Annotated in this window: 11 protein-coding genes and 1 pseudogene; 4 read left to right on the top strand and 8 right to left on the bottom strand. The window is 40.4% G+C overall.

The window, feature by feature from the left end:
- Both ACLNCN_RS01050 and ACLNCN_RS01045 read right to left on the bottom strand, forming a co-directional pair.
- On the bottom strand, positions 1-582 hold a 582-nt coding region (locus ACLNCN_RS01050; RefSeq protein WP_424844456.1), incomplete at its 3' end, for an HAD-IIB family hydrolase.
- Complete coding sequence (locus ACLNCN_RS01045; RefSeq protein WP_424844455.1) at positions 582-1,373, bottom strand: Cof-type HAD-IIB family hydrolase; 792 nt, start codon at positions 1,371-1,373, stop codon at positions 582-584. The genes ACLNCN_RS01045 and ACLNCN_RS01050, both read right to left, overlap by 1 nt.
- 229 nt (positions 1,374-1,602) lie before the next feature.
- Here ACLNCN_RS01045 and ACLNCN_RS01040 point away from each other — a divergent pair, with 229 nt between their 5' ends.
- Positions 1,603-2,298 (top strand): VIT1/CCC1 transporter family protein, encoded by a 696-nt coding sequence (locus ACLNCN_RS01040; protein WP_424844454.1) that lies wholly within the window; start codon positions 1,603-1,605, stop codon positions 2,296-2,298.
- A 42-nt stretch (positions 2,299-2,340) separates the two neighbouring features.
- On the opposite strand, the gene ACLNCN_RS01035 is transcribed toward ACLNCN_RS01040, so the two are convergent.
- From ACLNCN_RS01035 to ACLNCN_RS01015, 5 genes are all read right to left on the bottom strand, one after another.
- A complete protein-coding gene (locus ACLNCN_RS01035; RefSeq protein ID WP_424844453.1) occupies positions 2,341-4,329 on the bottom strand; it encodes an ABC transporter permease in 1,989 nt (662 codons plus the stop codon).
- A gap of 1 nt (position 4,330) precedes the next feature.
- Positions 4,331-5,089 carry an ABC transporter ATP-binding protein gene (locus ACLNCN_RS01030; protein ID WP_000173372.1) on the bottom strand — a complete coding sequence of 253 codons (759 nt, stop codon included), beginning with the start codon at positions 5,087-5,089 and terminating at the stop codon, positions 4,331-4,333.
- A 373-nt stretch (positions 5,090-5,462) separates the two neighbouring features.
- Positions 5,463-5,735 (bottom strand): PspC domain-containing protein, encoded by a 273-nt coding sequence (locus tag ACLNCN_RS01025; protein WP_001085044.1) that lies wholly within the window; start codon positions 5,733-5,735, stop codon positions 5,463-5,465.
- Between the two features lie 58 nt (positions 5,736-5,793).
- The gene (locus ACLNCN_RS01020; protein ID WP_125452117.1) at positions 5,794-6,243 is read right to left on the bottom strand and encodes a SprT family protein; all 450 of its coding nucleotides are present in this window, start codon (positions 6,241-6,243) and stop codon (positions 5,794-5,796) included.
- Positions 6,230-8,359, bottom strand: a complete 2,130-nt coding sequence (locus ACLNCN_RS01015) for a Tex family protein (RefSeq protein WP_424844452.1) — start codon at positions 8,357-8,359, stop codon at positions 6,230-6,232. The genes ACLNCN_RS01020 and ACLNCN_RS01015 overlap by 14 nt, the downstream gene beginning before the upstream one ends.
- Before the next feature lie 281 nt (positions 8,360-8,640).
- On the opposite strand from ACLNCN_RS01015, the gene ACLNCN_RS01010 reads away from it, so the two are divergent.
- The 3 genes from ACLNCN_RS01010 to ACLNCN_RS01000 are packed head-to-tail and all read left to right on the top strand — an operon-like array spanning position 8,641 to position 10,490.
- Positions 8,641-8,772 (top strand): SPJ_0845 family protein, encoded by a 132-nt coding sequence (locus tag ACLNCN_RS01010; RefSeq protein ID WP_371558905.1) that lies wholly within the window; start codon positions 8,641-8,643, stop codon positions 8,770-8,772.
- A complete protein-coding gene (locus tag ACLNCN_RS01005; protein WP_424844451.1) occupies positions 8,773-9,678 on the top strand; it encodes a permease in 906 nt (301 codons plus the stop codon). It abuts the gene before it with no gap.
- Positions 9,675-10,490 carry a TIGR03943 family putative permease subunit gene (locus tag ACLNCN_RS01000; RefSeq protein ID WP_049544146.1) on the top strand — a complete coding sequence of 272 codons (816 nt, stop codon included), beginning with the start codon at positions 9,675-9,677 and terminating at the stop codon, positions 10,488-10,490. The genes ACLNCN_RS01005 and ACLNCN_RS01000 overlap by 4 nt, the downstream gene beginning before the upstream one ends.
- A gap of 113 nt (positions 10,491-10,603) precedes the next feature.
- Here ACLNCN_RS01000 and ACLNCN_RS00995 read toward each other — a convergent pair.
- Positions 10,604-10,809, bottom strand: a pseudogene (locus ACLNCN_RS00995) (hypothetical protein); the annotation flags it as partial.

Raw genomic sequence — 10,809 nt, 5'->3', positions numbered from 1 at the left:
AACATTCTTTGGTGACCACTCTAGCAACATTTCACGTGATTTAAAGATTTCATATTGGTCAAACAATTCTGGAGAAATCTTCTGAATGGCTGCATCTAAGGGTTCATGAGCAAAGGCAGTCACGCATTTATTGTAGGTCATTTGACTAGACAAGTCTTCAAAGTCCACTAGAACAAAGGTCAAAGCTGGATTGAATTTGGCATAAAGACTTTCTTGGTCCGATTGGATTTGATAAACAGTTCCTTCTGAGATAGCATCAAGAGGCAGTGATAATTTCTCTGTTTCCTCATACAAGCGTGTCACATCATCATATGAAAAAACTGTCTTATCAAGAATTTCACCTGTATTTTTCTGAACCAAACCACCATTAAAAGTAATGGTATACTCATCTTCGTGACCGTCAGTCCCTAGCTCATGGAGAAAGAAATCCATAGCTTTTAAGGGACGACCAGTTGTCAATACGACCTTGATACCACGATCACGCACAGCTTTCAAGGTTGCCTTGGTACGATCCGTCAGCCTTTTATCAGTAGTCAGCAAGGTCCCGTCCAAGTCCAATGCGATTAATTTTATATCTGCCATTATAAGCCCTCCATATAAGCTATAACCGACTGGTCCTTATGGTGACCAATCACAGTCTCTGCTAATTCTAAAATTTCTGGTCGTGCATTTTCAGGAGCTACAGGATGTCCCACAACCTGCATCATATGCAAGTCATTTAGATTGTCTCCAAAAGCCATAACCTGATCCATTGTGATGCTAAGTTTTTTAGCCAATTCAACAATGGCCACTCCCTTATCGACATAGTCCAGAACAATATCAATGGATTCAAAGCCAGTTGTCATGGCCTTAACACCAGGGACGTTTTCGTTTACCCAAGCCTCACCAGCTTCTAGCGTTTCTTCTGTGAAGTTGGTTGTAAATTTGAAAATGTCATCTGTAATATCTTCTAGACTCGCTACTTTTTGGATATTTTCATTATAGTGCTGACTCACTTTTAAATAGGTCTCATCAACCGTATCTAGCACATAAGCTCCCTTTTTTCCCGTCAAGAGCAGTTTATTGATATCTACATAAGGTGAAGTTTTCAGCCTTTCAAAAGTTGATAGATAAAAGTCACGAGACATAGTCGCTTCATACAAGTCCTGACCTTGATACTCTACTAAACTGCCATTTTCCGCGATGAAAATAATGTCATCACGAACATCAGCAAATAATTTTTCTAGAGACAGAAATCCGCGCCCTGAAGCTACCGCAAAGTAAATCCCTTTTTCCTTGTAGGAAGCTAAGAGAGACTTGAGGCGGTTCATATCAAAGCGCCCGTTTCCATCTAGAAAAGTTCCGTCCATATCTGTTGCTACTAGTTTAATCATAAAATCTTTCTTACTCCGATTAGTAAATCTACCTTCTATTATACCATAGATAAGTAGAAAAAGGACTAGTCTATCAGCTTTGCTTCTCTTTTATCCTTCTCTACTAGCTAGTGGTGTTTCTAACTTTTAAAAAGCTCGTAAAATTAAAATCGTGCAACTTTTTTCAGATACTTTTAAAAGATTGATTTCATTAACTGTTTCCTTTATACTGGATAAAAAGGAGATTAGTATGTCAGAAACAAATCACGAAATTGATTCAAATTTTGCAGGTCGTTTAAATATCCTGCGTGCGGGTGTGCTTGGTGCCAATGATGGAATTATTTCCATTGCTGGTGTAGTTATTGGGGTTGCTAGTGCTACGACCAATATCTGGATTATCTTTTTATCAGGCTTTGCGGCTATTTTGGCCGGTGCCTTTTCGATGGCAGGTGGAGAATATGTGTCCGTTTCAACTCAAAAAGATACTGAGGAAGCGGCCGTTGCGCGTGAGCAAGTCTTGCTAGACCAAGATATGGAACTAGCCAAAAAGTCCCTCTATGCTGCCTATATTCAAAATGGCGAGTGTGAAACATCAGCCCAACTTCTCACCAACAAAGCCTTTTTAAATAATCCGCTCAAGGCTTTGGTAGAGGAAAAATACGGGATAGAGTATGAAGAGTTTACCAATCCTTGGCACGCTGCCATCTCTAGCTTTATTTCTTTTTTCCTTGGTAGCTTACCACCCATGCTTTCAATTACCATTTTCCCAAGTGAATACCGCATCCTTGCTACCGTCCTTATCGTCGGTGTGGCCCTTCTTCTCACTGGTTACACTAGTGCAAGACTTGGAAAAGCCCCAACCAAAACGGCTATGATTCGGAACCTTGCTATTGGTCTCTTGACCATGGGAGTTACCTTCTTACTCGGACAACTTTTCAGCATTTAGAAGACAAGAAATACCTCGATTTTGAAGTCGAGGTATCTTTTTTTACATTTGGACAATCTTGCGATAACTTCTTGAAGTAATCATGAAAATCAGCACATAGGCGATAAGGAAGATAGCGCAGATAGACAAGGTCACAATCAACATCATATTCGTATCTATTACACCAATCACTTTTAAAATCAGACTAAGCATATGGTAGGCAAAGGCGAGATGTATGAAGGCAAAAAGCAAAGGAAGAAAGAAAACAGTTAAAACCTGTTTGTTAATGGTTTGCTTGATTTGCTTTTGATCTAAACCGACTTTCTGCAAGATAATAAAGCGTTCACGGTCTTCGTAGCCTTCAGAAATTTGTTTGTAGTAGATGACCAGAACGGTTCCGACCATAAAGATAATGGATAGGAAAATACCGATAAAGAAGACACCACCAAAGAGGGCACTCATTTGAGCACTAGCATCTGATAGATTGCTACCATAAACATAGCTACCTTCCTTGTTTAATTGAGCATTAAATTGATTGAGGTATTTATCATATTCTTCAGCAACCTTGAGTTGTTCTTCTTCGCTGGCATTTACATTCATGCCACCGTAAAACTGATTATAGATAGCCGAATCTGGGAATTGATCCAAAAATGCTTGCAAATTAGGAACAACAAGGTAATTGTAATCAGCAGTCAAAATATTAAACTGATTTGGGACATGGTTGACAATGAAATCTTTAGTAAATTCTTCTTTGACAGAAAATTGATGATCGTTCAGAGTTAGAGTTTTCTGTTCTTTAACTCCCTCATTCTTTGCAAAGAGTCCGACCTCATTTCCTGATAGAGACAGTTTTTGACCAGTCATATTTTCATAATCTTTTTGGTCAAATACCATGAAAACTGTTGTGGGTTGGACACGGTTTTGTCCTTTTTCAAAAATAGTTAACTTATTTCCTTCTTGGTTTGCAACACCAAAGTAAGTGTAACGAAGCACTTCTTTCTCTTTAATATTATAACCTTTGTCACTTGCAAACTGGCTCAAGAGTTTGTCCAAATCTTCTTTTTCAACATTTTGCCCTGAAACCCCAAAATCATGAGGATTTAGAACTTTTTTAAAGCTTTCTGAGGCATTGAAAATACTAGTCGCTGCAGACATGGTCACCAAAACCATTGTTGACAAGATAGCGATAGTTGCTAGTCCAACCGCATTTTTCTTCATACGGAAAATCAAATTAGACACTGAGATCAGGTTATTTGGCTGGTAATAATATTTCTTATTTTTCTTCAACATTTGGAGGAAAACGGTAATCCCTGCGTTAAACAAGAGATAAGTTCCAAAGATAACCAGCAAAACAGCTAGGAAGAAGGTTGTTAAGGCTGTAAGAGGATCTTTTACCGTAAGGGCAAGATAATATCCAATCCCTAAACTAATCGAACCAAGAATAGTTTGTAGAGGTAGGAAACGACCTTTTTTCTCTCCGCTTGCTTTCTCACGCGAGAGCTGAAGGGCATTCATACGGGCAATTCGAAGGGAATTCAGGAACACGAGGCCTAGGAAAATCAAACCAAAGACAACAAGTACTGTAATGACAACTTTCATCTGGAAAGTAGCGACTAGTTCTACCTTTAATTTCATCAGTTTGAGTAGGAAAGCGAAAATCAACTTGTCAAACAAGGCTCCAATACCGATACCTGCTCCAACAGTTAGAATCCCAAATACCACTAACTCCTTAAAGGTCATACTGATCAGGTGACGTTTCTCCAATCCCAACATGCCATAAATCCCCAGTTCCTTGGAACGATTCTTCATGACAAAACTATTGGCATAAAGGACAATAATAGCTGACGCAAGGGTGACGACAAACATACCAAATCCAAGAGTAGCTTGAATGGTTGTCCCTCCACGAATTTCTGCAATCTTGGGATTGAAGGTTAGAGAGTAAAAGAGATAGGTGACGGTGACTGCCAAGAGAACAGCCAGCGCAAAAGGATAGTAGAGTTTGCGGTTTTTAATCAAGTTCGATACCGCTAACTTATTGGTTAATCGAAACATACTAATTCACCTCGCTTGCCATGACAGTCAAGGTATCAGAGATTTCTTGGAACATCTGACGTTCTGTCTTCTCTCCACGGTAGATTTGGTTGTAAAGAATGCCGTCTTTGATAAAGAGTACACGTTTAGCTCTGCTAGCTGCTGCTGTTGAGTGGGTTACCATGAGAATGGTTTGGCCGCGCTCATTGATTTCATCAAAAACATCAAGAAGAGCTGCAGATGATTTGGAGTCAAGGGCGCCTGTTGGCTCATCCGCAAGGAGAATTTCAGGTTCTGTGATGATGGCGCGGGCTACTGCTACACGCTGTTTCTGCCCACCTGAAATCTCGTAAGGGTACTTCTCTTGCAATTGGTTGATACCTAGATTCTCAGCTGTCACCACCAATTTCTTCATCATTTCCGTAATAGGTCTTCTTGACAAGACAAGCGGAAGCAAGATATTGTCCTTGACAGACAGAGTATCTAGCAAGTTAAAGTCTTGGAAGACAAAGCCCAGCTTTTCACGACGGAAGCTAGAAGCCTGTGAATTTTTAATGGTTGCGGTGTCTGTTCCATTCAGGTAAACCTGACCACGAGTTGGTTTATCCAGCATAGCTAGAATATTGAGAAGAGTTGATTTACCAGAACCAGACTCACCCATGATGGCAACGTAGTCACCCTTTTCGACGGTAAAGTGAATATCCTTAAGGGCTTCTACTTGGTTGCCCTGAAAACGAGTTTTGTAAATTTTTTGAACGTGTTTTACATCTAAAAGTGTCATGAGAATCTCCTTTCTTAATATCCCATCAAATGAAATGTTGCTTGCATCATAGCGCATCCCAGCTGAACGCGCTCGATATCTTTGTGGCTTGGTTTTCTTGTTTTCTTATGTAAGATTTGTTTCATGATGTTACTCCTTTGTTCTTTATGAGTCTAGTTTACATCAAAAAAAGACTGCTTGCCATAACCTAACCTTACAAAAGAGACTTTAATCTTACATTTTTGTAAGATTGGGGGAAATGTAGGCATTTCATTAAAAATATTTTACCATAAAAAGAAAGTAAGAAGAAAACCCTTGCGGATACAAGGGTTCAAGAAATGTTAAAATAGATTAGTCGAATTCATAGACTAACAGTAAAATAACTGTTTCTACCTCACCAAAACCAGCCTTCATTGTCGTCAATAGCTTGGGCTTCTTTGCGTTTACGTGGGCCTGTTCCGTACATTTCTGCTTCGATTTCTTCCTTGGTAGGCATGATAGAAGCTAGGATGATATAGATAATCACGCCAAGTCCAAAGTTTGCGACTGTAAAAATGGCAAATAAGAAACGAACAAGGGTAACATCAAAGTTCCACTTGTCTGACAGACCTGCCAAAACTCCTGAAATCATACGATTTCGTCTCATTTTATAAAATTTACTGTTCATGATATTTCCTCTTTCTGCTAGGTTAGACATAGTATAACACGGGTAGGCTCGGCTTTCATCAGTCCTCAGGCTGATTTATTAGTAGCAATTTACCTCGACAAAGTCCACAGCGATAGCGTTTGATATCAATCTTTCGCTTGCGATGATAACTTTGCTGGCAGGATTGGCAACGATAGAGCTTAATTGGTTTGGAGTTGCTATTTGGCAAGGTGGGCACAAAGCGTAATCCATCCACTGCTTTCAACAGTTCCTTAAAATCCCGATCCTTGTGTTGATAGCCCTTCCCTTGAAAATAGAGGTGATAATGACAGAGTTCATGTCGGACAATTTTCCTAAAAACATCCAGACCCAGTTCCTGATAAACCTTTGGGTTGAAATCCAAATGCCCATCTTTGGGGAAAAATCGCCCACCTGTCGAACGTAGACGCCTATTCCACTGAACATGATGGATAAAAGGTCTGCTGAAGTCTTCTAGTGAAACCTGCTTAACGTAATCAGTCAGTTTCATTTGGAGCTAGAAGCGACAGATTGACTTTTTCACGTTCAGTATCAATTTTCTTAACCCAGACCGTTACCAAATCACCGACTGACACCACTTGGCTAGGATGTTTGATAAATTTGCGACTCATATGGGAAATATGAATCAGACCGTCCTCATGAATCCCAATGTCAACGAAGGCACCGAAATCAACAACGTTACGCACAACACCCTCTAGCTTCTGACCAACCACTAAATCCTTGATATCTAGGACATCTTGGCGAAGCACAGGTGCGTCAAAGGAATCACGGAAATCTCGACCTGGTTTGAGAAGATCTGCAATGATATCTTTAAGAGTTTCTGGACCAAGGTCTAGCTCTTGCGCCATTTCCTTGACTGAAAGGGACTTGAGTTTACTTTGGGCTTCTTCGTTTAGGTCTTTAATGTCCAAACGTTTGAAAAGTTCCTTAACGGCAGCGTAATTTTCTGGGTGAACTCCTGTATTATCAAGGATATTGCTACTTTCAGAGATACGGAGGAAACCAGCTGCCTGTTCAAAAGCCTTGGCACCCAGACGCGGAACTTTCTTGATTTGAGCGCGTGAAGTGATTTTTCCTTCTTCCTCACGGTATTTGACAATGTTTTCAGAAATGGTTTTATTGAGTCCAGCTACGTGTGAAAGAAGAGCTGGGCTGGCCGTATTGATATTGACACCGACTTGGTTCACCACAGTATCTACGACAAAATCCAGACTTTCAGACAATTTCTTCTGACTGACATCATGCTGGTACTGGCCGACACCAATTGACTTAGGATCGATTTTGACCAATTCCGCAAGAGGATCTTGTAAACGACGGGCGATAGAAATAGCAGAGCGTTTTTCAACTGTCAAGTCTGGAAACTCCTGACGAGCTAATTCACTAGCAGAATAGACAGAAGCACCACTTTCATTGACGATAACATAGCTGACTTCTGAAAAATCTTTAAGAACTTCCGCCACAAAGGCTTCACTTTCACGACTAGCAGTACCATTTCCGATGGCAATAATCTCTACACTGTATTGACCAATCAAGTCTGCCAAATCTTTCTTGGCTTCTTCGATTTGACGAGCTGATGCTGGTTTAACAGGATAAATAACCTGAGTTGTCAGCATTTTCCCAGTTGCATCTACGACAGCTAGCTTGGCACCTGTACGAAAGGCAGGGTCAAATCCAAGAACCACGCGCCCTTTTAGAGGAGCAACCAAGAGGAGATTGCGTAGGTTGTCCGAAAAGAGTTGGATAGCCCCTTCTTCCGCTTTCTCAGTCAATTCTGTCCGAATACGGCGCTCGATAGCGGGCAAGACTTTTTTCTTAACAGATTGCTGAACCACTTCATCAATGTAGGTATTTTTTACCTTGAAACGAGCAGCAAAGAAGGCAAGAATACGGTCCGTTGCATGTTCAAAACCAACCTTCAAGACACCTAGCTTCTCCCCGCGATTGAGAGCCAAGGTACGATAACCCTGCATGTTCCCAACCGTCTCTGAAAAATCATAGTAAATTTGAAAAACCTGCTTTTCATCAAGACTTTCATCCTTGACTTGAGAAGTGAGTTTAGAGTGTCTCAGCACTTCCTGATAAGTCATGGAACGCAAGGTCACATCTTCCGATAAGGCTTCAACCAAAATATCAACTGCACCAGACAATGCTTCCTTACCAGTCGCAAATCCTTCACAGACAAACTTTTCAGCTTCCTTCTCTAAGTCCGCTACATTCTGCAAGATTAAGCGAGCAAGTGGGAAGAGTCCGGCTTCACGGGCAATGGTTGCCTTGGTACGACGCTTTTCCTTATAAGGAAGATAGAGTTCTTCAACGTCTGCTAATTTTTCGGCAGCTAAGATTGCCTCTTCCAACTCCTTGGTCAACTTGCCTTGTTCTTGAATCTTAGCTAAAACAGCTTCCTTACGGTCGTTGAGATTTGTCAGACTTTTATCCAAGTCGATAATAGCCTTAATCGCCACCTCATCCAGACTACCAGTCATGTCCTTGCGATAACGAGCGATAAAGGGAATAGTCGCCCCTTCTGCTGTCAAACTTAGAACAGTATCAATTTGCTTTAACGTCACTCCCAAATCCTGGGAGATTTTTTCATATTTTTTTTCCATGAATCTATTATACCATAAGCTAGAAGGCTTGCTCCAATCCTTTTCATACTCAATGAAAATCAAAAAACAAACTAGGAAGCTAGCCACAGATTGCTCAAAACACCGTTTTGAGGTAGTAGATAAGACTGACGAAGTCAGTTACATATATCTACGGCAAGGCGAAGTTGACATGGTTTGAAGAGATTTTCGAAGAGTATCAACTATCGAAAACAAATTAAAAAACGCCATTTTCCTCAAAATAATAGTATAATAGAGGTAGAATTTAGAATCGAGGTACACCTATGGCTGTAAAATTTACAAAAACGGACGACTTGGACAAGATGTTTGAAGAGTTTGCTAAACTCCCAGATTTGAAACAAGTCACTTTCCCTGATGACAAAGAGAAAAAAGCTAAAGCAGAAAAGAAAAAATAGATGACTGCTTTCCAACAACTCCCTTCTAGTGTGCTTCAGACTGGAGCCATTTTTCTCTCCATTATCATTGAAGCCCTACCCTTCGTTCTGATAGGAAGTATTGTTTCAGGGCTGATTGAGGTTTATATCACACCTGAAAAGGTTTATCATTTTCTCCCTCGAAATCGTTGGGGGAGAATCTTTTTTGGCACCTTCGTTGGTATACTTTTCCCTTCTTGCGAATGTGGGATTGTCCCCATTATCAATCGTTTTCTGGAAAAAAAGGTTCCCAGTTACACGGCTGTTCCCTTTCTCGTAACAGCGCCTGTTATCAATCCTATTGTTCTCTTTGCGACCTATTCTGCCTTTGGGAACTCCTTCCATGTCACTCTGTTACGAGCTCTAGGTTCCATTGTAGTGGCTGTGATACTTGGGATTTTTCTAGGATTCTTCTGGCAAGAACCGATTCAAAAAGAAAATCGTTTGGCCTGTCATGAGCACGATTTTTCTCATTTGAGTCCTGCAAAAAAAGTTTTTCAAGTTTTTGTGCAAGCCATTGATGAATTTTTTGATACGGGGCGTTATTTGGTATTTGGCTGTCTCTTTGCCTCTGTTATACAGGTTTATGTTCCGACTCGGATTCTAACCTCTATCAGCGCAACCCCTCTTTTTGCCATCCTGCTTTTGATGCTTTTGGCCTTTCTTCTGTCGCTCTGTAGTGAGGCGGATGCCTTTATCGGGGCTTCTCTTCTATCGAGTTTCGGCTTAGCACCAGTTTTGGCCTTTCTCGTCATTGGCCCAATGCTGGATATCAAAAATATTCTCATGATGAAAAATTACTTGAAAGCACGATTTATCAGTCACTTCATTATGATTGTGACTCTTGTCGTCTTAGTGTATTCTCTCTTGATTGGAGTCATCCTATGATTCGATTTTTAGTTTTAGCTGGCTATTTTGAATTGACTATTTATCTCCATCTGTCGGGCAAATTAAACCAGTACATCAACATGCACTATTCCTATCTGGCCTATATTTCCATGGTACTTTCCTTTATCTTGGCTATTGTTCAATTGTATATCTGGATGAAGCAAGTCAAAACCCATAGCCATCTGAACAGCCGAATGGCTAAGGTGACGAGTGTTGCTCTTCTTGCCATTCCAATTGTCGTTGGCTTAACTTTTCCAACTGTTAGCTTGGATTCTCAGACCGTTTCAGCCAAAGGCTATCATTTCCCCTTATCAGAAGGCACGGATCAAGCCATTCAGACAAGTGAAGGGACAACAAGCCAATATTTGAAACCAGATACCAGTTCTTATTTCTCAAAAACAGCCTATGAAAAGGAAATGAGAACGGCGGCGGATAAATACTTGTCCCAAGAGAGCATTCACATCACGAATGAAAACTATATGGAAGTCATGGAGGCTATCTACGACTATCCAGATGAATTCGAGGGCAAGACAGTCCAGTTCACAGGCTTTGTCTATAATGACCCCAGTCATGCTAATAGCCAATTTCTGTTCCGCTTCGGCATTATCCACTGTATCGCAGATTCGGGTGTGTATGGATTGCTGACAAAGGGAAATACCCGTCAGTATGAAAATAATACCTGGATTACAGCCAAAGGAAAACTGGTCAATCACTACCATAAAGAACTCAAACAAAATCTCCCAACCTTGGAAATTGACAGCTTTACCAAAGTCGATAAACCAGAGAATCCCTATGTTTATCGCGTGTTTTAAAAGAAAAAAAGACAAAACGAACAAGTTCTTTTCTGAATGACAGAAAAAGAGCCTGTTCGTTTTTTGTTAAATAGTCTATAGTAAGATGTAATTTTTGATGTTTTATAACTTTCTTATGTTGTATAAAAATCTATTGACAAATCGCTATCAGACTCGTATTTTTTCCAAGCTAAGCTGAATCCATAATAATCTTCAAATTCAGGGTGCCAGTCAGAATAAAGTGGGACACGACTATATTTTCTTGCAACAACTTCGTCTTCAAATTCTGGAGACTCCCCAGCAGTAATACCAAATTGAAGGCCATTTAGTTCCCAGCTAT

This window comes from Streptococcus sp. CL8.13 (genome assembly GCF_049737895.1).
The sequence above is the reverse complement of the archived record's forward strand: the minus strand, read 5'-3'. Positions and strand labels throughout refer to the sequence as shown.

Excerpts from the sequence above, each read along its gene's own strand:
- ACLNCN_RS01045 (WP_424844455.1), bottom strand. The coding sequence starts at position 1,373 with ATGATTAAACTAGTAGCAACAGATATGGACGGAACTTTTCTAGATGGA.
- ACLNCN_RS01040 (WP_424844454.1), top strand. The coding sequence starts at position 1,603 with ATGTCAGAAACAAATCACGAAATTGATTCAAATTTTGCAGGTCGTTTA.
- ACLNCN_RS01035 (WP_424844453.1), bottom strand. The coding sequence starts at position 4,329 with ATGTTTCGATTAACCAATAAGTTAGCGGTATCGAACTTGATTAAAAAC.
- ACLNCN_RS01030 (WP_000173372.1), bottom strand. The coding sequence starts at position 5,089 with ATGACACTTTTAGATGTAAAACACGTTCAAAAAATTTACAAAACTCGT.
- ACLNCN_RS01025 (WP_001085044.1), bottom strand. The coding sequence starts at position 5,735 with ATGAACAGTAAATTTTATAAAATGAGACGAAATCGTATGATTTCAGGA.
- ACLNCN_RS01020 (WP_125452117.1), bottom strand. The coding sequence starts at position 6,243 with ATGAAACTGACTGATTACGTTAAGCAGGTTTCACTAGAAGACTTCAGC.
- ACLNCN_RS01015 (WP_424844452.1), bottom strand. The coding sequence starts at position 8,359 with ATGGAAAAAAAATATGAAAAAATCTCCCAGGATTTGGGAGTGACGTTA.
- ACLNCN_RS01010 (WP_371558905.1), top strand. The coding sequence starts at position 8,641 with ATGGCTGTAAAATTTACAAAAACGGACGACTTGGACAAGATGTTTGAA.
- ACLNCN_RS01005 (WP_424844451.1), top strand. The coding sequence starts at position 8,773 with ATGACTGCTTTCCAACAACTCCCTTCTAGTGTGCTTCAGACTGGAGCC.
- ACLNCN_RS01000 (WP_049544146.1), top strand. The coding sequence starts at position 9,675 with ATGATTCGATTTTTAGTTTTAGCTGGCTATTTTGAATTGACTATTTAT.